Origin of the sequence: Bacillus sp. HSf4, from assembly GCF_029537375.1 — a bacterium.
In the GTDB taxonomy this organism is placed as follows: domain Bacteria; phylum Bacillota; class Bacilli; order Bacillales; family Bacillaceae; genus Bacillus; species Bacillus sonorensis_A.
This window is the reverse complement of record NZ_CP120679.1, coordinates 392,530-414,209: the sequence shown is the minus strand read 5'-3', so window position 1 is coordinate 414,209 and position 21,680 is coordinate 392,530. Positions and strand designations below refer to the sequence as shown.

Sequence of the window (21,680 nt, the reverse complement as noted above, 5' to 3'; positions counted from 1 at the left end):
AAGTGGGCACGATTCAATGGGAGTATATTTTCAACGCAGAATTGGCTGCTAAATCATTCCCTTATGTGATCCAGGGCATATGGAATACGCTCTTGATTTCCTTTGTGAGCATGTTTGCCGGACTGGTTCTCGGCTTTTTCGTCGCGCTGGGCCGGATGTCTGGGCTCGCGCTGCTGCGGTGGCCGGCAAGGATCTACATTTCATTTATGAGAGGCGTTCCGATATTGGTCATTCTGTTTATGTTGTATTTCGGCTTTCCTTATGTAGGCATTCAATTCACTGCGCTGACCGCTGCCATCCTCGGCTTCAGCATCAACAGCGCCGCTTACATCGCCGAAATTATCCGTTCAGCCTTATCTTCGGTGGACAGAGGCCAGTGGGACGCTGCAAAATCGATCGGCTATTCCTACCCGCAGACGTTGCGGCACATCATTGTCCCCCAATCCGTCAGAATCGCTCTGCCGCCTCTGACGAACGTCATGCTTGACCTTATTAAAGCATCTTCTCTCGCCGCCATGATCACGGTGCCCGAATTATTTCAGCAGGCGAAAATCGTCGGCGGCCGGGAGTTCGACTATATGACGATGTATATATTGGCAGCCTTGATTTATTGGGGCATTTGCTCAGCCGTCGGTTTGCTTCAGGATTACTTGGAAAAACGCCATGCCGTATATGTAAGAAAATAGAAATAACAAACAAGGCCCTTAAAAGACCGATAACAACCTTTTAAGGGCTTTCACCTAAAATTAAACCTTAATACCGATCGCAATACATATCCTCAAGCTTGATAGAGCAACGGCCTTTTAAGCCGTCGGTCGGAAGTTCGAATCTCTGCCGGAACGTTCAGCATAAAAAAACTCAATTATTTATAGACCGCCAGCCGATCTGCCTGAACACATATTTACAGACGATCAAATCCCCCGCAACCCTCACCCGAAAACCGCACGAACCACAGCTTTTTGCAGCAGTAAGCAGACTCCCCATCCGCATATTCCAAACAGAAAAGACAGCACCATCGGAAATGACGCTTTTAAGCTGACAGCGACGATGAGAATGAGTACAGCTGTAGCGGGAAAGCCCCATAACACGCCTGCGGCAAATTGGCTTAACTGCTTGGCAGACTCCCCTTGGATGCTCAGCCAAAATAAGCTTAACAGACTGACAAGCGGAAGCGCGGCGATAATGCCTCCAAATTCGGGCGATTTTCTGGCAATTTCGGTTACAATTCCAATCAAAACGGCAGAAACGGCAATTTTGGCGATCAGAAACATGACTTGGCCTCCCGGCTTAACATAGAAAATGCTGTTTTCACCAATCCGATTTCCTCCTCATTCAAGTGCTGAAGGACCATTTGCAGTTTTTGCGGATCAAGGCGGGTGTGCCGCTTTACCGCGGCTTCGCCTTCTGCGGACAATGTGACATAAACTTTTCGTTCATCTTTATTGTCCCTCTTTTTAAGAACAAGCTTTTTTTGAATCAGCCGTTTCACATGCTCTGACGCGGTATTATGGGACACATCCAACAGTCTGGCCAATTCGCCGATTGTGACATATTGCTTTTTTTCGATATGTTGAAGCAATCGAACAGCCTGATGGGACAAGCTGTCGTCATGTGTATGGTGCAAATTGTAGTATATGTCTGTCCAATCTTGATTCATCGCTTCAATGAGTTCTTCCATATTCATCAAAACATCCCCTCTCTATTTTATATCTTATAATACGATATAATCTTTAATCAAGACATAAAAAAACATCCGGCTTTCTTGCCGGATGTTTTGTTCACTTATTTCAAATGCTCTTTCAAAAAGGCCAGCTTCTCCATGTGAAAAGCGGGGATGTATTCATGTCCAAAGTAACGGTACACTTTCAAGTCCTTATCCGTGTTTAAATGATTGTATGCCGCAAAGACGGTTGACGGCGGTGTGATCGTATCGACCAAACCGATCGACATCAGCACGGGGGCTTTTACCGATTCCGCAAGATTCATAATATCGAAATATGTCAGGGTGTTCATCGCTGTCTGTTCAACCTCAGGGCTGCTGTTTCTTCTGAAAAAGGAATTGATTTCAAGATATGGCTGGTCGATTGCTGTATCGATGGCTCTCTGAAAGTTGCTTAAATACGGATATTCAGAAACGGCTGCTTTTGGAATATCGGACAGTGCGGAAACCGCGATGGCCAGTCCGCCGCCCTGGCTTGCGCCGATCACGCCGATTCGCTTTTCATCGACTTCGGCAAATCCGCTGACGACCTCGACCGCTCTTACGGCGTCAAGGTAAACACCTCTATAATAATATGTTTTCGGATCAAGAATCCCTTTTGTCATCCAGCCCGGCACATGTCCGTGAGGGGATACGCTTGTATCTTCACTCATGTTCTGGCCGCGGACAAGCATGCCAAACGCCGCGTAGCCATGAAGGGCCCAATTGACAATGTCATGGACATTCCCGTCATAGCTGGCATTATAGCCGTGGTATTTGATGATGGCAGGATGAGGCCCCTTGCTGTCCGGAACGGCGTACCACCCTTTTATTCGCGCTCCCCCGATGCTCCGGTATGTAAGCCAATAGACTTTTACGCCATCAGCCGGATAATCGTGCGGTTCAAGCTGTGGTTCTGCTTTCTCCGAACCTAGTTCTGCGAGGGCATCCTTCCAGAAATCTTTAAAATCCTCCAAAGCCGTCCGTTCCGGTTTATATGTATATAGCTGCTCAAGCGGTAAATCGTATGGCTGCTGCATGCTCTCATCCCCTTTTGATTTCATTGTTAGAATATTTTTATCATACCATTCGCCATTAGAAATGTGGATTTTTTTCTGACCCGATATGGCGAGGTTTTGCTGTACGTGTCATCCGCTCTTTTCCCAAACCGATCCTCTTATGATATAATGCTAGTTTGACAAACTAAAATTGATTGCGGAGGTTTTTTTGTGGCTTCACAATCCTTTCTGCAGCTCAACTCTATCTTTATCAGTATCTTAATAGAGGCAATTCCATTCGTTTTAATCGGCGTTTTTATATCAGGATTGATTCAAATGTTTGTGACGGAGGAAATGATGGCGAAGATCATCCCGAAGAACCGGTTTCTCGCTGTGCTGTCCGGAACATTTGCCGGTGTCTTGTTTCCGGCTTGTGAATGCGGGATCGTGCCGATCGCCCGGCGTCTGCTTTTAAAAGGCGTTCCGTTGCATGCCGCTGTCGCCTTTATGCTGACGGCTCCGATCATTAACCCGATTGTCTTATTCTCAACGTTTATCGCCTTCGGAAACAAATGGGATGTCGTCTTCTACCGCGGCGGGCTTGCGATTGCGGTTTCTGTTATCGTCGGCGTGATCATCTCTTTTCAATTTAAAGGGACGCAACTGCTTGAAGGAGACCCGCACGGACATCACCACCATGGACATGCCCGGCCATCCTTTTGGAAAAAGCTTGGCGGGACGCTTCGCCATGCGGTCGATGAGTTTTTCTCAGTGGGGAAATACTTGATCATCGGCGCGTTCGTGGCAGCGGCCATGCAGACATATATTAAAACATCGACTCTGTTGGCCATCGGCCAAAATGATGTCTCATCTTCACTCGTCATGATGGGTCTATCGTTTGTTTTATCACTTTGTTCAGAGGTTGATGCCTTTATCGCGTCTTCTTTCAGCAGCACGTTTTCGCTCGGCTCCCTGATCGCTTTTCTCGTCTTCGGCGCAATGGTGGATATCAAAAACCTGCTGATGATGCTCGGCATCTTCAGAAAACGGTTCGTCTTTGTTTTAATCGCCTATATCGCTGTCATCGTCTTGGCCGGATCACTTTTGGTAAAGGGGTGAGATCATGTTTCGCACATTCATTTTAATGTTTTTTACGTTTTTCTTTTTTCATCTGCATGCGTCAGGGAATTTAACGAAGTATATCAATATGAAATACGCTTACCTTTCATATATAGCGATTTTTCTGCTGGCCATTCTGACAGTGGTTCAATTCTATATCTATGTGAAAGGAACGGATGAGAAAGAGTGCCATGACTGCGGGTGCGGACATGATCACGATCATGAGAAAGATAAACCTTTCCTGAAAAGAATGCTGATTTATTTCGTGTTTCTTTTCCCATTATGCACCGGGCTTTTTCTTCCGGCGGCAACACTCGATTCGAATATCGTCAAATCGAAAGGCTTTTCATTCAAAGCGATTGAACAGCCTGACAATTACGCCCAGACTCAGTATCTGCGCCCGGATACAAGCATCTATTACGGCCGGGACGGCTACGATGAGCTGATGGAAAAAGCGCTGAAGAAATATAAGGGAAAAAAACAGATTTCCTTAAAAGATGAAGATTATTTGAAGGGTATGGAAACCATCTATAACTATCCCGGAGAATTTCTTGATAAAACGATCGAGTTCAACGGTTTTGCTTTTAAAGGCGAATCGATCAACGACAAACAGCTCTTTGTCCTCCGCTTTGGTATCATTCATTGCATCGCGGATTCGGGCGTCTACGGTATGCTGGTCGAGTTTCCTAAGGAAATGAATATCAAAGACGACCAATGGCTTCATGTGAAAGGGACGCTGTCATCGGAATATTATCAGCCGTTCAAATCTGTGATTCCGGTTTTGAAAGTGACAGATTGGTCAAAAATCAAACAGCCAAAAGATCCGTATGTGTATAGAACCTATTAAAAAGCCGGTGCGTGGTGCACCGGCTTTTTTGCGGATTGCGGCTTTACGATTTATAGCCGGCTTTTTTCATGAGCATCAAATCGATGAACAATTGACACCTCGTGTTAAAATCATTCAAATCGATCGACGTCATATCCAGTATTTGTTTAATGCGGTAATTCAGCGTGTTTTGGTGGATAAACAGCTGTTCTGCGGACGGTTTGACTTTGCAGTTATTGACAAGGTAAATTTCAAGGGTTCGCAAAAATTCAGTGTGGCTTTCTTTATCCTTTTCTTTCAACAGCATCAGGTCGGAATTCACATATTGCAGATGATCGTTTTTGGCGGCGATTTGGTCAAGGTATCTGAAAAGCCCAAGCTTTTGGTATTCGTAAGGAATGTGTTCCTGGCTTCCCGTGATTTCCGCCGCTTTTGTGACCTGCAGGGCCTCCCGGTAGCTTTTTCCAAGCGACAGCATGCTGCTGTATTCATTGCCGACCCCGATGAAAATGAGGGGAAGCATTTGCGAGCGCAGGTGCGTCAAAAGCCGGTTGATCAGCTCAGAAGCCGCAGCTAGGGCTGAACGCTTACGCGAGACGCTGCCGACAATGATGGCGATGTTGGAATGATCCTCTATAACATGGCTGATGTTGTCTTTTAAGTTTAAATACGATCTGATCGTCTCCTTCAAATCATCAAGCAGCTCATCCTCGCCGTCAACGACTTGCAGAACCATGACGGTAAACACGGAAGGCAAAACAACACCGGCTTTATCAGCCGCAGCTTTCAGTTCTTTCTCCGTTTGAAACTGGTCGTTTATCGCTCTTTTATAAAGCTCTTCCGCTTCTTCTTCCTTCTCTTGCTTGAGCCGCTTTTTCTTGTAAATGATTTTTCCGACGTGAAAGGAAGCCTGATATAAGAAATCAAGCTCTTCATCAGAGAGATCGTTTTCAATTTCCTGAATCCAAATATAACCCATGATTTCATCTTTATGCTTGGCGCTGACGACGACCCTCTGATTAAGGCCGATTTCCTCAATCTGTTTCACCCGAAAAGGAGTCGGAATGGTTTTCAATTGATCTATGATACCTTCTTCGACAAATTTTTCAAATATCGGAAGCGGACATTTTTTGGAGAAAATCGTTTGCTGGTTTGCTGCATCAAAATGGTTTATATAATAGGAGTTGTAGGCTAATAGGAAAAAATCCGCGCTTTCCAAAATGACCGGTTTTTTCAACTCATCGCTGATAAAATCAATGATCTCATTAATATTTGAAAGAGAAACAACTTGTTCTAATAGCTCTTCCATATCCTTTCTCCTACCCGTTTTTAACTTAATCATACTGCTCCTTTACAGTCTTGTATAGACTTATATCAGACTTTTTAAAAAATGGGCACGGCCCTTTCCAAATCGGGATAAAACCCCCTAAAAAGAGAGACGGAGAATGGCCTCAAGCCACCTCCATCATCATCCGTCAAATCGCTTTTTTATATTCATCAAACTCCTCAACCACCTGCTGATCCGGTTTAGCAGTCAGAAGGCTGACAACATAGACAAACAATAAGCTTGCGGCAAAGCCCGGAATGATTTCATATAGAAATCCGGAAAGTCCGGCTCTTGCCCAAATAATAACGGTCAGCGCACCTGCAACCATACCTGCAAGCGCTCCCCATTTCGTCATCCTCTTCCAGAATAGGCTCAGGAGAATCACAGGACCGAAAGAAGCGCCGAATCCCGCCCAAGCGTAGCTGACAAGCCCCAATATTGTATTGTTTTTTGTCCATGCCAGACACAGTCCGACAACCGATACGGCTAGCACAGAGAGGCGGCCGATAAAGACAAGTTCTTTGTCAGTGGCGGATCGTTTGAATAACGTCTTATACAAATCTTCTGTTAAAGAGCTTGAAGTGACAAGCAGCTGAGAGGATATCGTACTCATAACAGCGGCTAAAATAGCTGAAATCAAAAAGCCTGTGATCAGCGGATGAAACAGAATGTTGCCCAATTGAATAAAGATCGTTTCCGGGTCGTCCAAGTGAAGCCCTTTCTTCGAATAATACGCAAGTCCGATTAATCCGGTCAGCAATGCGCCGACACTGGAGAAAATCATCCATCCCATACCGATTCGACGCGCTTTTTTTGTTTCTTTTACAGAGGATATCGCCATAAATCGCACGATAATATGAGGCTGTCCAAAGTATCCGAGACCCCATGCAAATAAAGAAATAATGCCGAGGAAGCTCGTTCCTTTAAAAATATTGAGAAGGTTCGGGTCGATTGTACGGATTTCTGTAAAGGCTTCAGACGGTCCTCCTGTCTGAATAATCGTCACGATTGGTACAAGGATTAAGGCGATAAACATGATGATGCCTTGGACAAAGTCGGTCCAGCTGACCGCCAAAAACCCGCCAAAAAGCGTGTAAGCGACAACAACACCGGAAATAATCCAAAGGCCAGTATGGTATTCGAGATTGAACATGCTGTTAAACAGCACGCCGCCGGAGACCATGCCTGATGATACATAGAACGTAAAGAAGATAATAATAATGAACCCTGAAAAAATTCGGAGAATCTTTGATTTGTCATGAAAGCGGTTTTCTAAAAATGCAGGAATTGTAATGGAATTACCCGCTACTTCAGTGTAGGACCTTAAACGAGGCGCCACAAAAATCCAGTTTGCCCATGCGCCGAGAACAAGCCCGATTACGATCCATGAACCGCTGAGGCCCGTGGCAAACATCGCTCCCGGAAGACCCATCAAGAGCCAGCCGCTCATGTCTGATGCGCCAGCGCTGAGCGCTGTAACAGCGGGGCCGAGCGTCCGTCCGCCAAGCATATAATCGGAAAGGTTTGATGTCCTTTTATACGCGTAATAACCAATATAAAGCATACCCACCATATAAATGACGATTGAAATAATCAATTGTGCGTTTTGAATAAGAATCCCCCCAAGATGCCGTTTTTTGTCTAAATTTTCAGATATTTCTATTTTGAAGGCAGCCTTAACGACTGCCTTCACCCCTTATTTTACCCCTTTTTAGAACATTTCGCTGATTGTTTTTGCCTGCATGTGGAGAGCCAGATAATCCGGTCCGCCCGCTTTTGAATCCGTACCTGACATTTTAAATCCGCCAAACGGATGGTAGCCGACAATCGCACCTGTACAGTTGCGGTTGAAATACAGATTTCCTACATGGAATTCTTGTTTTGCCCGGTTGATATGATCGCGGTTTTTCGTGATGACCGCTCCCGTCAATCCATATTCTGTATTGTTGGCCACTTCCAGCGCTTCATCAAAGCTGCTTACTTTTGAGAAGGCAACGACAGGACCGAAGATTTCTTCCTGCATCAAGCGCGCTTTTGGATCCAAGTCGGCAAAGATCGTCGGATCGATGAAATATCCTTTTGAATCATCACCTTTTCCTCCGCTGACCAGGCGGCCTTCCTGTTTGCCGATTTCGATATAATCCATGATCTTGTTGTAGGAAGCCTGATCGATGACAGGTCCCATATAAACGTCCGCGCTGTCAGGCTCTCCGACTTTCTTGGATTCTGTAATTTCGATAACACGCTTCAGCACTTCGTCATATACTTTTTCATGAACGACAGCGCGCGAACCCGCTGAACATTTTTGACCGGCAAATCCGAATGCGGATTGGAAAATGGATTGTGCAGCTAATTCAACATCACAGTCTTCATCAACGACAACCGTATCTTTTCCGCCCATTTCCGCGATGACTTGTTTTAAATGCGTCTGACCAGGCTGAACCTTCGCTGCACGCTCAAAAATGCGCGTTCCGACTTCTCTTGAGCCGGTGAACGTGATGATGCTTGTTTTCGGATGATCAACAAGGTAATCTCCGACTTCAGCGCCGCTTCCCGGAACAAAGTTGACGACACCTTTTGGCAGGCCGCTTTCTTCAAGCACTTCAACGAATCTTGCGGCAATAACTGGCGCTGCGCTCGCCGGCTTCAGAACAACCGTGTTTCCAGTTACGATCGGCGCCACTGTCGTTCCCGCCATAATGGCAAAAAGGAAGTTCCAAGGCGGAATCACAACCGTTACCCCAGTCGGTGTATATACATATTGATTTCGCTCGCCTTCACGGCTGTTGACAGGTTTTCCTTTCGCCAGCTCAATCATTTGACGTGCGTAATATTCCATAAAGTCAATCGCTTCCGCCGTATCCGCATCCGCTTCATTCCATGGTTTTCCCGCTTCTTTGACTAACAGCGCTGAAAATTCATGTTTCAGGCGGCGCACTTTTGCAGCCGCTCGGAATAAAACAGCCGCTCTTTCTTCAGGATCTGTATATCTCCATGTCTCAAACGCCGTTGCAGCCGCTTGGATGGCCTTTTCAGCATGATCCTGAGTCGCTTTTGATACGCTTCCCACAACTTCTTCTTTGTTTGCCGGGTTGATCGAAATGATTTTGTCTTCTGTTTCAAATCTTTCTCCATCGATAACAAGAGGATAGGACTGACCCAGCCATTCATTTTTTACCGTTTCCAGCGCTTTTTCAAATGCCGTCCGGTTTTCTTCGATCCCGAAATTTGTAAATGGTTCATGTTTGTAAGGTGTTGTCATTCTAATCTCCCCTTCTTATCGTTTTATTTCTTGGTCATGCCTTTAAATGCAAATGCAATATTTGCAGGCCGCTCGGCAAGCCGTCTCATGAAGTATCCGTACCAGTCGTCTCCGTAAGGAAGATACACGCGCATATTGTAGCCCTCTTTCACTAATTCGAGCTGTGTTTTGTTGCGCATGCCGTACAGCATTTGAAACTCGAAGCGGTCCTTGCCGATTTGATGCTCATTCGCGAGTTCTTTGGTGTAGTCAATCATCTTGTCATCATGAGTTGCGATGGCTGTGTAATGGCCGCTCAGAAGCTGCTTTTTGATAAGCTTTTTATAATTCTCATCCACGTCTTTTTTATCAGGAAACGCCACTTGCGGTGATTCCTTATAAGCTCCCTTCACAAGACGGAAAAACGGATCGTATTGATTTAATTCCTCCAAATCCTGTTCAGTCCGGTATAAATAAGCTTGGAGAACGGTGCTGACATACTCATACCGCTGTCTGAACTCCTTAAACAAGTCGAGCGTCTTTTGACAGCGGACTTCATCCTCCATGTCAATCGTTACCATTACCTGATGCTGCTCAGCACAGTCCAAAATGCTCGTCATATTGTCTCTGACAAGATCGAGATCAATATCGAGTCCCAGCGAAGTCATCTTTAAGGAAACGTGTGACTTCAGCTTTTCCTGTGCGATCAACTGTATGGCCCGAATACATTCCTGTGTGCGTTCTCTTGCGACTTCTCTGCTGTCGACAAACTCGCCTAAATGATCAACTGTAACAGTCAACCCTTGCTCATTAAGCTTTCTGATAATCGGAATCGAAGCTTCAAAATCCTTTCCTCCGATAATTTTTCCGGTCGCTACAGAACTCCCCCAATTTCTCGCCAGGCGATTCAGGATGCTGCTTTTAGATAAGAATAGAAAAAAGTCTCTTGTTATCACTTCCATTATCACACCCCGCCATCTCATGAAATTATCTTTATATTCTTCATTTTATAGGAGCTGAGGGTCGATTCACAATATTTCGAAAAAACAAAAAAGCTGACGATTTTTGTGTTTTTCCCACAATGTTTTACATGTGCTGGGATTTAATCAGAAACTTTATACCTAAAATTTTAAAAGGTATACGACAATAGAATCAGGAGAAAACTTTGGTAAAGAACAGGATGCTTATTCAGCTGTGCCGGTGATGATCTCCTCTTATACGGCTGTGCTTTCCTATTGAAGAAAAATAATTTTGAAAGCGTTTTCTGTTATATTGAACGATTTCCCCAAAAAGGCAAAGAAAAAACCCCTTTAAGAATACTTAAAGGGAATATCATGTTATGCCCACACCTCGTCTAGCGTTTCTCTGAACAGTCTGTCAAGCTCTGGCGTCAAATCTTCCCGGCCAGTTTTAAAGGCCTTCGCCGCCGGCTGCAGCCGCTCAAGTTCTTTTTCGATAAACTCGTGAAGCATGGGATTTTGAGGCTCAAGAGAAAACTCCTCCCCCTTCCTTTTCCTGTCAAGCAAATGATGGATTTCCGCTTTAAGCGGTCCGTCTTCAACAAGTTCCTCGAGCAACGTCTGAAATTCAATCGGAGGCACCGTCTGACGGCTTTCAATCCACTGGCAGGCCAGGATCGGGCGGAGAACATAGAAATATTTTTTGATTTTCACCTCTTCCCGCTGCAGGTAGTGGCGGAAATTCCCCGATGCCATGTTGAGATAATGATACATACATGAAGCTGGAGAAAAGGCGCGGTTCTTCAACTTTCTCATGTTTTCCGCCCAAGAATAGGCTTCATAATAGACGGTTCCTGAAGAAAGCCATTCGAGCAGCGGAGGGTTGGATTTCCGAAACAGCCTTAAAGCTTTCGTGACCTCCCAGCCGCTGATATCGAGCAGATCATCGATCGGCGGTTCAATCACATCACGCTTTGCATCAATCGATAGATACCAGTCTTTTTGGTGGACATAAATAAATCTGACATCGTAATCGCTGTCCTGTGAAGGAAAGCCCCATGCTCTGCTGCCTGATTCGACCGCATAGAGGATTTTGACGCCATATGTTGTTTCAATGTTTTTCAGCTCTTCTTGAATCTGTTGTTTCATCATCAATACACCGCCAGTCTACTGTTTCTATCATTAAGGATTTTACATATTTTTGTAATGATTGGAATAAAAGAGATTGCTGCTGCTTTTCTTGTTGACACGTCCTTTATCAAAAACAGCGGCGGCGGGGCGGAAAACGTGATACTCATCCCGGGCACATATACTGTATCAAAAGGACAAACAGTCAAACAAGCACACTAGGCAAATAACGAAAAAAGACAATCATCTGTCTGATCATTGTCTCTATGTTTCATCTGATGTGTTTTTTTAACGCTTCGATATTGCCATTGACAATGTCATCGATCCGTCTGTTGATCTGCTCGATGTCCCAATTCCACCACTGGATGTCCAGCCAGGCAGCGATGACATCATCGGAAAACCGTTTTTTAATTTGTTTAGCCGGGTTTCCGCCGATGATTGTATATGGAGGCACATCCTTTGTCACAACCGATTGAGCCGCAACGATCGCACCGTCGCCGATTGTCACGCCGGGCATGATGACCGCATCCATGCCGATCCATACATCATGGCCGATGACAGTATCCCCTTTAAACGGAAGTTCCTCCAATGCAGGCGTGTGCTTTTCCCACCCATGGCCGAAAATGTTAAAAGGATATGTCGAACCGTCCATACGGTGATTGGCTCCGTTCATGATGAATTGAACGCCTGGCGCAATTGAACAGAACTTTCCGATGATTAAACGGTCGCCAAGGATTTCATAATGGTACAGCACTTGTTCTTCAAACGACTCTCCGTGTTTTGCATCGTAATATGTATAATCTCCGACGATGATATTCGGCCTTGTGACCGTATTGTTAATAAACTGCACATGTTGATTGCCCGCTATCGGGCGGGCTTCTCTTGGATTCGGTCCATTCATCAAGTACACCCCTTCAGCTTAATTAAACGTTTGTTTAAGGCTGAGAAAGCTCCCCGCCCTGCTTCAGCGCATCTGCAATGGAGTCGGCGACCTCTTCGGCGGAACGATTGTCGGTTTCAACTCTAAAGTGGTGATGGGCATAAATGCTTTTTCTTTCATTGAACAGCTGTTCCACCTGTTCAATTGAGCGGTTGTGAAGAATCGGCCTGTTTTCAAGCAGCAAATCGATCCGCTTCTTCCAGTTCTCCCATGTTAAATCAAGGAAAATGACGAAGCAGTGTTCAAGACACTTCTCCCTGATCTCCTCCTGCTGAAAAGAGCCGCCTCCAAGAGAAACGATTTTACCTTCTGTATGTTCACACATATGAACAATATATTCTTTTTCTGTCTTCCGAAAAAAGGCTTCCCCTTTTTGTGTGAACATTTCGGGAATGCTCATCTGAAAATCTCGTTCAATTTCTTGATCAATATCAACAAACTCGCGGGACAGTTTGTTGGCGACCAACTTGCCGATCGTCGTTTTGCCGACGCCCATAAATCCGATCAGTACGATGTTTTTTTCTCCCACATGGATGGATCTTTTGGTATTCATCTCTAGGCTTTACTCCCCCTTGTCTAAAGGAATCAACAATATCATTAGTATATGACAAATCCCGTTTTAATGATATAGAAGAAAAGGCTGTCGCACTCCATTCTTCTCCTTACAACGCTGATAACGAATCGACCACCGGAATAAATGCGGAGCAGCATCACTCATTTTAGCCACGGTGATGCTGAACTTAAAAAAGCTGGCGAATTGAACCTGCAAAGGCCCTCATCACCAGCTTTCTCATCATTAGGACACAGATATTTTCGTGCTTCTTTATTTCCACCAATCATCAAACATTGACGCAGGCACCTGGCGCTTATGCTCTGACGCGATGTAGCGTTTTTCAATCGCCTCGGCCACATCGCCGGAAACCGGTTTTCCTTCCAGGTAATCGTCAATATTCTGATATGTGAGGCCGAGCTCTGTTTCGTCGGCTTGCTGAGGTTTTTCATCCAGCAAATCGGCTGTCGGCGATTTCGTATAAAGACGTTCAGGCGCGCCGAGCTCCTCAAGCAGGCTGCTGCCCTGGCGTTTCGTCAGCCCTGTCAGCGGCAAAAGATCCGCGCCTCCGTCTCCATACTTTGTGAAAAAGCCGGTAACAGCTTCCGCCGCATGGTCTGTTCCGATCACCAGCAATTGATGCTGGCCGCCGATCGCATACTGTGTAATCATCCGTACCCGCGCTTTGACATTGCCTTTATGAAAATCGGCAAGCGCTTCACCGGTAACAGCTTTAAACTGGGAAACAAAGGATTCGACCGTTGACGCAATATCAAACGCCAGCGACTTGTCCGGCTGAATAAACTTCAAGGCCAGCTGGGCGTCATCTTCGTCCTGTTGAACACCGTAAGGCAGGCGGACCGCAATAAATTCAGCCTGCACTCCTTCAGACCTCAGCTCTTCGACAGCCAGCTGGGCGAGTCGTCCTGCAAGCGATGAATCCTGCCCTCCGCTTATTCCGAGAACAAAGCCTTTAGCTCCGGTTTTTTTCAAATAGCTCTTTAAAAAGCCCACCCGTTTCTCAATCTCCTGTTTTGGATCAATAGAAGGCTTTACATTCAGTTCATTGATGATTTTTTCTTGCAAAGACATCCGTCATTCCTCCTTATGCGTGAATGAACCGATTTATTCTACTTTAACTATAGCACATGTTTCGTTTTGAAGTGAATATCCACGCGGGGCGCCATGGACAATTAGGTGCATAAAAAAAGGCGCACAAGGCAAAATAACGATGACATCAGAGGGGTTGAAACTAGTGAAACAACAAGTGTCAAAAGGTGATTTGAAATGGTGGCAGCTGTCATTGATCGGAGTCGGCTGCACGATCGGAACGGGTTTTTTTCTGGGGTCAAGCATTGCCATAAAGAAAAGCGGCTTTTCCGTCCTAGCCGCTTTTCTTCTTGCAGCGCTCGGAACCTTTCTCGTGTTTCAGCAGCTCGCTAAACTGACAGCAGATCATCCGGTTGAAGGGTCTTTTTGTTCCTATGCAAGAGAAGCATTTGGCAGATGGGCCGGTTTCAGCAACGGCTGGGTCTACTGGTCTTCTGAAATGCTGATCATCGGAAGCCAGCTGACAGCGATTTCTTTGTTTACGCGCCATTGGTTTGAGCAAATTCCTCTGTGGGTGTTTGCATCCATTTATGCTGTTCTCGGCTTGATCGTGATTTTCACGGGACGCAGCAGCTTCGAAAAAACGGAAAACCTTCTGGCTGTCCTGAAAACGGCGGCTATTTTGATGTTTATCATTATCGCTGTCCTGGCCTTATGCGGTGTTCTTCCCGGAAAAACACCTGATGCACAGCTCCCCGACCGGATGGATGAACTGTTTCCTTTCGGCTTCATGGGGTTGTGGACAGGGCTGATATACACATTTTACGCTTATGGCGGAATTGAGGTCATGGGACTGATGGCGATTCATTTAAAGGATCCGAAAGACTCGCCGAAGTCTGGCAGTCTGATGCTCATCACACTGGCCTCCATTTACGTCGTCTCGATCGGCCTGGCCATGCTGCTCGTTCCGCATCATGCTTTTACTGAACAGAACAGTCCGTTTATCACCTCATTAAAAGATTTCCATTTGAATTTGGTGATGGACATTTTCAACGGCATCTTCATCATTGCCGGATTTTCTACGCTGACCGCATCGTTGTTTGCCGTCACAACACTGATGGGGACAATGGCGAAAAACGGTGATGCACCATCCTGTTTTGCAAAAAAGGAACAAGCAAAAGTATCATGGCCGGCACTGGGGCTGACGGTGCTTGTGCTCGCCGCTTCGATCATTTTGTCGCTCTTGCTTCCAAAAGCGCTGTACGAGCATATGACTACGGCCGCCAGTTTGATGCTGCTGTACAATTGGATGTTCATCCTTTTTTCAAGTAAAAAACTGACGAAGCCGAAGCTAAAAGGACATGTTCAAATTGCGGCAGCGCTTATACTGATTTTATTCGCGATTTCCGGTACGTTATTTGAAAAAAACAGCCGTCCGGGCTTTTTTGTCAGTCTTTTGTTTCTTGCGATCATCGCATGTGTAACGCTTTTGATGAAAAGGAAATGGGATCACGGACAAGGGCAAAACAAGCCCTGACCTTCTTTAGTGCGCCGGCTGGATCAGTTGTTGAAATCCTTGATACCCGAAGTAGCAGCCGAACACGATTAATGTGATGCCGGCGATCCATGTCGTCGCCTGTATCATCCCCGGGCTTAAAAATGTTCTGAGCGTCCCGGCCAGAAAGGACATCGCCAAATCCCACAAAAAAAGGCCGATTAAAATGCCTGAACTGCATATCAACAGCTGATAGGATGCATAAGCCTCAATCGTTTTCGCCAGAATTCTTCCGTAAATGCCAAGCCAAAACATGATGCTGAGAGGGTTTGAAAGAGAAATCACCAATCCGGACAAAAAGGATTTGCGATAGGTCCCTTGCTCTTTGACGCCTCTCATCAACGAAACTTCCTTGGCCTTGATCAGGCTTTCGATTCCCGTATAGGTTAAAACAAAAAAACCAAACAGCCATAAAAACGTTTTTAAAAATGGCACAGTCAGAAATTGAGCAACACCGAAATAAATCAGCACCATGTATAAGACATCAGCCGAAACCGCGCCGAGTCCAAACAGCCAAGCATGCAAAAACCCCCCTTTCATCCCTCTGTCAATCTGTGCCGCATTGACCGGACCGACCGGCGCAGCCAATGACAAGCCCAAAAATACATAGCTTAGGAAGATGTTCAACACATCGCGTCCCCCCCTTCCGCGGATAACTTGTACAATGTATTCAAAAAGAGGACATGATAGAACAGGCAGCATAAAGAGCCTTTTCCCATTACGGGAAAAGGCTCTTCTTTATATGGCAAGCTTTGAAAGCACAAATGTCCAAATGCAAATGATGAGAAGCAGGATCAAGCTGTATTTAACGGTTTGGCTGAAAAGCTTTGATTCCTCCCCTGTCTTTTGAACGGCAGCTGTTGCAATCGCAATCGACTGCGGTGAAATCAGCTTGGCCATCACACCGCCCGCGGTATTGGCGGCAAGCAATAGCGCCGAACTTGTCCCGATTTGCGCTCCGGTGACAGCTTGCAAGTGGCCGAATAATGCATTGTTGCTGACGACTGAACCTGTGATAAAGACACCGATCCAGCCCAATACGGGACTGACGAACGGAAAGATGTCCCCCGCTTTGGCTAGCGCCAGTCCAATGGTTGAACTCAATCCGGCATAATTGGCCAGGTTTGCAAAACCCATCACAAAGCAAATGGTGAGAACGGGAAGCCACAATTCCCTGACCGTTTCTTTCAAACAGGAGAGTCCTCCGCGGAAACTGATGTTTCGGCTCAGCACAATCGTGATGATCACAGCGATCAGAATGGCCGTCCCCGTCGCTGAAATGAAGTCAAGCTTCATCACGGCATCAAGCGGTGCCGCTTCCGGGGATATCGGCGGCGTTTTCAGCACTTCCCGGTGAAGAAAAGGCATGTTGAATAAGATCGTCGTCTGCTTCAGCACCCCGCCTTCCTGAAAGAGCCCCTTGAAACCGGGGAGGCTCCATACCGCAATGACGGCGGTCAAAATATAAAACGGAGACCAGGCTTTTATAATGTCTGCTGCATGATATTTCTCAGCGGGTTCATGTTCATTCCCGGCTTCCCTGTATATGTGACGCGGCTGCCATTTTTTCAAGAACAGCGCCAGCGCTCCCATGCTGATTAAAGCGGCCAAAATGTCGGCCAGCTCCGGTCCCAATCCAATCATCGTCAGAGTCTGCACCGCCGTATAGCTTCCGCTTAATACGAGAAGGGCCGGCAGCGTTTCTCTTATTCCTTTAAACCCATCCAATATGAAAACGAGCAGGAACGGGACAAAGAAGGCGATGACCGGAAGCATCAAGGCGAGCGTTCTGGAAAGCTCAACCGGTGTCAAGCCTCCCATCTGCGCTCCTGTGATCACCGGAATTCCGATCGCTCCAAAAGCGCCGGATGCCGCATTCGCAATCAAACATAGGGATGCCGCTTTCAAAGGTTTAAAACCAAGCTCGACTAGAAGAACGGCACTGATCGCAATCGGCACGCCGAAACCTGCCGCGCCTTCCAAAAAGGCGTTAAAACTGAACCCGATCAGCAATAGCTGAAGCCGCTGGTCAGACGAAATTCCGGCAATGCTCGCTCTGATCACTTTAAACTTTCCGGTTTTGACGGAAAGTTTGTAAAGCCATACAGCCATCAGGACAATATATCCGATCGGCCAGAGGCCGTTAGCAATTCCAAGAAAAACGGCGGAGACAGCTTTTGCAGCCGGCATGTGAAAAAAGAACACCGCTACAATAAAGCTGACCGCCAGCGTCACAAATGACGCGATGATTCCTTTCATCTTCAACACGGTCAGTGCAAGGAGAAAGAAAAGAATCGGCAGAATGGCGGCAAAAGCGCTGAGAAACAGATTCCCAAACGGATCGTATACCTGCTGCCACATTGTTCATCATCTCACAATCTTCATGATGTTTTATTGCGCCTGCATTTCAAAATGCGGTTTTAAAATGGCTTTTAACACACCAGCACTATGCTTAAATTGCTCTTTTTCTTTTTCATTCAGTTCAAGTTCAACAATTTCCCTCGCTCCGCCTCGGCCGACAACCGCCGGAACTCCGATATAAACATCATTTTCGCCAAATTCACCGTCAAGATGAGCGCTCACGGTCAAGATCGCTTCTTCATTGCGGTAAATGGCTCTCGTGATGCGCGCCAGACTCATGGCAACTCCGTAATATGTCGCACCTTTTTTCTCGATAATGTGGTAGGCGGCGTTTTTCACATTGTCAAACAGTTCATCAAGATCTTCCGCTTTGTAGTTCTCATTTCTTTTCAGCAAATCGCTGACGGGAACGCCGCCGATATTGGCATGGCTCCAGACAGGCAGCTCCGTATCTCCGTGCTCACCGATGATATAGCCGTGCGCATTGTGAGCGGCGACACCGAAATATTCGCTGAGCAGGTAGCGGAAACGGGCGGTGTCCAGAGTCGTGCCGCTTCCGATGACCCGTTCCTTCGGCAGGCCGCTGAATTTCCAAGTCGCATATGTGAGAATGTCAACCGGGTTTGTCGCGACTAAGAAAATGCCGTCAAATCCGCTGGCCATGACTTCCCCGATGATGCCTTTGAAAATCTTGAGGTTCTTCTCTACCAAATCCAGCCGGGTTTCCCCGGGCTTTTGGTTTGCTCCTGCACAAACGCAGACAATATCGGCGTCTTTGCAGTCTTCATACGTGCCGTACCATGTTTTCACAGGATGCGGCGCAAATGCCTTCCCGTGGTTTAAGTCCATCACATCGCCCATTGCTTTATCTTTATTTAAATCAATGATCACAAGTTCGTCTGTGATTCCTTGGTTGATTAACGTATATGCATAACTGCTTCCAACAAATCCGGCACCGATTAATACAGTACGATTCACATTTTGATTTGTCATTTTACATCATCCTTTACCGATTGTTTTCAATCTAAGTTGTTTGTGAAGTATTTCACATTTAAATTGTGCAATATTTCACATACTTTTTCAATACTTATGCATTTATATTTTTGTCTTTTTTGTGTCACTAATCATTTATTCCTTATTTTTCTACATTTTTGGGTAAAATTATTCCTTTTCCTTGAATATAAACACCGAAAATTATACAATTCAACCATTAACGACCACCGTTTCAAAAGAAGGAGAAATAGAAATGCCAAAGACGGTGACTTTTATTCAGAATCAATCGTTTCTCTCCCTATGGCTGGGACAGGCTGTATCAGAGCTCGGCGGCGCCATCGGAGCCCTTTCCAATGCTTTGCTTGTCTTTGAATTGACGGGTTCCAAGCTTGTCATGAGCGGGTTTTGGCTGGTCTATTTCATCCCTTCACTTGCCTTGCAGCTTGTGATCGGCCCTTTTATTGACCTGTGGAGCAGAAAGAAAACGATGCTGTTCTCCCAGCTGACACGCGCATTCGCATTCCTTTTCCCAATCGCGATGATGTCGCTCGGGAAGCTTGAAGTCTGGAACCTCTTACTCCTGCAGGCGGTGATCGGGCTCATTCAGCCTCTCTACGCTCCTGCAGGAACGGCGCTGATTCCCGCCCTCGTGAAAGAGGAACAGCTCATCAAAGCCAATGCTTATATCGACGGAACATTGCGGCTGATGGGATTTATCGCACCGCCGATCGGAGGGCTTTTGGCCGCCTGGCTCGGTCCGGAAAACACGCTTGCTGCGGCTTCATTTTTCTTTTTGTTAAGCGCATTTCTCCTTTTGAAACTGAAAGAGGAACGAATCGAACAAACCGGCGGAGGACAGAGCTGGCTGACACAGTTATCAGGCGGAATCCGCTATTTCTTTACGCGTCGTTTGCTCGTCTGGCTCGGCTTTTTTCTCGCCTTTGTCCAGTTCGGCGTAGGCGTCACGATGGTTCTCAACGTTCCGTATGTACTGGAGGAACTCGGCGGGAGTGAACTGGAATACGGCTGCTTTATGGCTGCATTTCCGCTCGGTTATTTCTGCGGCTCGATAGCGGCGGGAAGGCTTGGCGGATTGAAAAACCGCCGCTTGATGATGCTTGGCGCACTCGCCGCAGGAGGTCTTTCCTACATTGCCCTCGGTTTTGTGACGGAGATATGGGCCGCCGTCATGATTGAAGCTGCCGCAGGGGTTACAATTCCCTTTTTCAGCGTCCACAACACCTCACTGTACCAAAAACAGGTCCCTCAACACTTTTTAGGAAAAGTTCTCTCCGTTCGCCTCTTTATCATTCGCGGAACGATGATGATCGGTGTCTTATTTGCGGGGAGGTTCAGCGAAATGCTTGGGATACGGCCGCTGTTTTTCATGATCGGCGCCATCATTTTTGTGACGGGAAGCCTCGGGATACTGCTGCCCTGCTTTCGATTTTTGGACGATCATTCTTCACCTGCTCCAAACACAACCGATAAAGCTGTTTAAAATTAGTATTTTAAATATTCAATCTTTTAGTTTGTAAGTAAAGCTGACAAGAATACTGCCAGCCTCATTTGATTTTGTCATGATTACAATTAGAATCTATCGAATGGGGAGTGTTGCAATTGAAATTGGCGGATTTGCGGAAGAGCGGGCATGCTCCTTCCTTGTTGTCATCTTTTTTATATTTTGATGTCAGCTTTATGATTTGGGTATTGCTCGGGGCGCTCGGCGTTTATATAACGGCGGATTTTGACTTGTCGCCTTCACAAGTTGGATTGATTGTGGCCATCCCGACATTGGCCGGTTCTGTTTTCCGGATTGTTTTAGGCATTTTAACCGATCGCTACGGTCCGAAGAAGACGGCCATCGGCGGCATGTTTGTAACGATGATTCCGCTGATTTGGGGGTGGCAGTTCGGATCAACGATCGGCGAGCTGTATGTCATCGGCATTTTGCTGGGGGTGGCGGGAGCAAGCTTTTCTGCTTCCCTTCCAATGGCGAGCCGCTGGTATCCTCCCCACTTGCAGGGTCTTGCCATGGGGATAGCCGGGGCGGGAAACAGCGGCACACTGCTTGCCACACTGTTCGGTCCGCGCATTGCAGAGCATGTGGGCTGGAACGGTGTGATGGGGTTGGCGCTGATTCCGTTGACAATCGTGTTGTTTACCTACTTTTTGCTGGCGAAAGAGCCGCCAAATCAGCCAAAGCCAAAGCCGATCAAAGAATACTTTGCTGTCTTTAAAGAAAGGGATACATGGTATTTTTGCCTTTTGTACAGTGTGACATTCGGGGGATTTGTCGGCCTGTCAAACTTTTTAAGCTATTTCTTCGCGTCCCAGTATTCCGTCCCTGCGGTCAGGGCCGGCGAATTTGTAACGCTTGTGGTGGCCTCGGGAAGCTGCCTTCGCCCTGTCGGCGGCTGGATTGCCGACAAAATAGGCGGCGTGCGGCTGCTCCAGTTTCTGTTTGTCGGTGTGGCGCTTTGCATGTTCTCCGTCAGTATGCTGCCTTCGCTCGGGGTTGTCACGGCTGCCTTGTTTATCGGAATGGGCTGTCTCGGAATGGGAAACGGCGCGATATTCCAGCTTGTTCCCCAACGCTTCCATAAAGAAATCGGGATGGTGACAGGCATCGTCGGCGCTGCCGGAGGAATCGGCGGATTCGTTCTGCCGAATATTCTCGGAACGCTAAAACAACTAACCGGCACCTATTCAAGCGGCTTCCTCACCTTCACCATCATCGCTTTTTTAGCGCTTGGACTGCTATTACTCGCTCAAGCCGGCTGGAGAAAACAATGGAAAGCCGAAGAGAAATCGATACGGATTTAAAACAACCCTCAACACTAAAGCTGGCAAACCGTCCAGAGCGGAGCTCCAGCTTTTGTGTTGTGCCTTTATAGCGGTGCTCCATTGTGCGTGCTGCATTTGTGACAATCT

At 46.6% G+C, this 21,680-nt stretch carries 20 protein-coding genes; 6 read left to right on the top strand and 14 right to left on the bottom strand.

Going from position 1 to position 21,680, the window contains the following annotated elements:
• Positions 1-2 precede the first annotated feature (2 nt).
• The gene (locus P3X63_RS02170) at positions 3-686 is read left to right on the top strand and encodes an amino acid ABC transporter permease (RefSeq protein WP_026585831.1); all 684 of its coding nucleotides are present in this window, start codon (positions 3-5) and stop codon (positions 684-686) included.
• Between the two features lie 243 nt (positions 687-929).
• Here P3X63_RS02170 and P3X63_RS02165 read toward each other — a convergent pair whose 3' ends face one another.
• The 3 genes from P3X63_RS02165 to P3X63_RS02155 form a co-directional block, all read right to left on the bottom strand.
• The gene (locus P3X63_RS02165; RefSeq protein WP_026585830.1) at positions 930-1,271 is read right to left on the bottom strand and encodes a DUF3147 family protein; all 342 of its coding nucleotides are present in this window, start codon (positions 1,269-1,271) and stop codon (positions 930-932) included.
• Entirely contained in the window at positions 1,262-1,684 is a 423-nt protein-coding gene (locus P3X63_RS02160; RefSeq protein WP_026585829.1) for a MarR family winged helix-turn-helix transcriptional regulator, read from the bottom strand. The genes P3X63_RS02165 and P3X63_RS02160 overlap by 10 nt, the downstream gene beginning before the upstream one ends.
• Positions 1,685-1,782: 98 nt before the next feature.
• A complete protein-coding gene (locus P3X63_RS02155; RefSeq protein WP_026585828.1) occupies positions 1,783-2,739 on the bottom strand; it encodes an acetylxylan esterase in 957 nt (318 codons plus the stop codon).
• 189 nt (positions 2,740-2,928) lie between these two features.
• Here P3X63_RS02155 and P3X63_RS02150 point away from each other — a divergent pair, with 189 nt between their 5' ends.
• Both P3X63_RS02150 and P3X63_RS02145 read left to right on the top strand, forming a co-directional pair.
• Positions 2,929-3,816 carry a permease gene (locus tag P3X63_RS02150; protein ID WP_026585827.1) on the top strand — a complete coding sequence of 296 codons (888 nt, stop codon included), beginning with the start codon at positions 2,929-2,931 and terminating at the stop codon, positions 3,814-3,816.
• Between the two features lie 4 nt (positions 3,817-3,820).
• Positions 3,821-4,663 carry a TIGR03943 family putative permease subunit gene (locus P3X63_RS02145; RefSeq protein WP_077735748.1) on the top strand — a complete coding sequence of 281 codons (843 nt, stop codon included), beginning with the start codon at positions 3,821-3,823 and terminating at the stop codon, positions 4,661-4,663.
• Between the two features lie 43 nt (positions 4,664-4,706).
• Here the strand turns inward: P3X63_RS02145 and P3X63_RS02140 are convergent, their stop codons facing one another.
• The 8 genes from P3X63_RS02140 to nadE all read right to left on the bottom strand — a co-directional run bounded on the left by P3X63_RS02140 (position 4,707) and on the right by nadE (position 13,879).
• Complete coding sequence (locus tag P3X63_RS02140; RefSeq protein WP_026585825.1) at positions 4,707-5,951, bottom strand: PucR family transcriptional regulator; 1,245 nt, start codon at positions 5,949-5,951, stop codon at positions 4,707-4,709.
• Positions 5,952-6,117: 166 nt separating this feature from the next.
• The gene (gene putP, locus P3X63_RS02135) at positions 6,118-7,566 is read right to left on the bottom strand and encodes a sodium/proline symporter PutP (RefSeq protein WP_277692876.1); all 1,449 of its coding nucleotides are present in this window, start codon (positions 7,564-7,566) and stop codon (positions 6,118-6,120) included.
• A gap of 114 nt (positions 7,567-7,680) precedes the next feature.
• A complete protein-coding gene (gene pruA / locus P3X63_RS02130) occupies positions 7,681-9,231 on the bottom strand; it encodes an L-glutamate gamma-semialdehyde dehydrogenase (RefSeq protein WP_026585823.1) in 1,551 nt (516 codons plus the stop codon).
• A 23-nt stretch (positions 9,232-9,254) separates the two neighbouring features.
• The gene (locus P3X63_RS02125; protein WP_179115672.1) at positions 9,255-10,166 is read right to left on the bottom strand and encodes a proline dehydrogenase family protein; all 912 of its coding nucleotides are present in this window, start codon (positions 10,164-10,166) and stop codon (positions 9,255-9,257) included.
• Between the two features lie 381 nt (positions 10,167-10,547).
• Entirely contained in the window at positions 10,548-11,318 is a 771-nt protein-coding gene (locus P3X63_RS02120; RefSeq protein WP_277692875.1) for a nucleotidyltransferase domain-containing protein, read from the bottom strand.
• A gap of 250 nt (positions 11,319-11,568) precedes the next feature.
• Positions 11,569-12,198, bottom strand: a complete 630-nt coding sequence (locus P3X63_RS02115; protein WP_026585820.1) for a Vat family streptogramin A O-acetyltransferase — start codon at positions 12,196-12,198, stop codon at positions 11,569-11,571.
• 34 nt (positions 12,199-12,232) lie between these two features.
• The gene (locus tag P3X63_RS02110) at positions 12,233-12,790 is read right to left on the bottom strand and encodes a shikimate kinase (protein ID WP_026585819.1); all 558 of its coding nucleotides are present in this window, start codon (positions 12,788-12,790) and stop codon (positions 12,233-12,235) included.
• Positions 12,791-13,060: 270 nt separating this feature from the next.
• Entirely contained in the window at positions 13,061-13,879 is an 819-nt protein-coding gene (gene nadE / locus P3X63_RS02105) for an ammonia-dependent NAD(+) synthetase (protein ID WP_026585818.1), read from the bottom strand.
• Positions 13,880-14,042: 163 nt separating this feature from the next.
• Between nadE and P3X63_RS02100 the strand changes: the two genes are divergently transcribed.
• Positions 14,043-15,374 (top strand): amino acid permease, encoded by a 1,332-nt coding sequence (locus P3X63_RS02100; RefSeq protein ID WP_026585817.1) that lies wholly within the window; start codon positions 14,043-14,045, stop codon positions 15,372-15,374.
• 6 nt (positions 15,375-15,380) lie between these two features.
• On the opposite strand, the gene P3X63_RS02095 is transcribed toward P3X63_RS02100, so the two are convergent.
• The 3 genes from P3X63_RS02095 to P3X63_RS02085 form a co-directional block, all read right to left on the bottom strand.
• Positions 15,381-16,019 carry a LysE family translocator gene (locus P3X63_RS02095; protein ID WP_277692874.1) on the bottom strand — a complete coding sequence of 213 codons (639 nt, stop codon included), beginning with the start codon at positions 16,017-16,019 and terminating at the stop codon, positions 15,381-15,383.
• Positions 16,020-16,130: 111 nt separating this feature from the next.
• Positions 16,131-17,753, bottom strand: coding sequence for an L-lactate permease (locus P3X63_RS02090; RefSeq protein ID WP_277692397.1), 1,623 nt, complete (start codon positions 17,751-17,753; stop codon positions 16,131-16,133).
• 30 nt (positions 17,754-17,783) lie between these two features.
• The gene (locus tag P3X63_RS02085) at positions 17,784-18,746 is read right to left on the bottom strand and encodes an L-lactate dehydrogenase (protein WP_026585814.1); all 963 of its coding nucleotides are present in this window, start codon (positions 18,744-18,746) and stop codon (positions 17,784-17,786) included.
• 253 nt (positions 18,747-18,999) lie between these two features.
• Between P3X63_RS02085 and P3X63_RS02080 the strand changes: the two genes are divergently transcribed.
• Positions 19,000-20,247 (top strand): MFS transporter, encoded by a 1,248-nt coding sequence (locus tag P3X63_RS02080; protein ID WP_277692396.1) that lies wholly within the window; start codon positions 19,000-19,002, stop codon positions 20,245-20,247.
• 119 nt (positions 20,248-20,366) lie between these two features.
• Entirely contained in the window at positions 20,367-21,572 is a 1,206-nt protein-coding gene (locus P3X63_RS02075; RefSeq protein WP_026585813.1) for a nitrate/nitrite transporter, read from the top strand.
• The last annotated feature ends 108 nt before the right edge of the window (positions 21,573-21,680 follow it).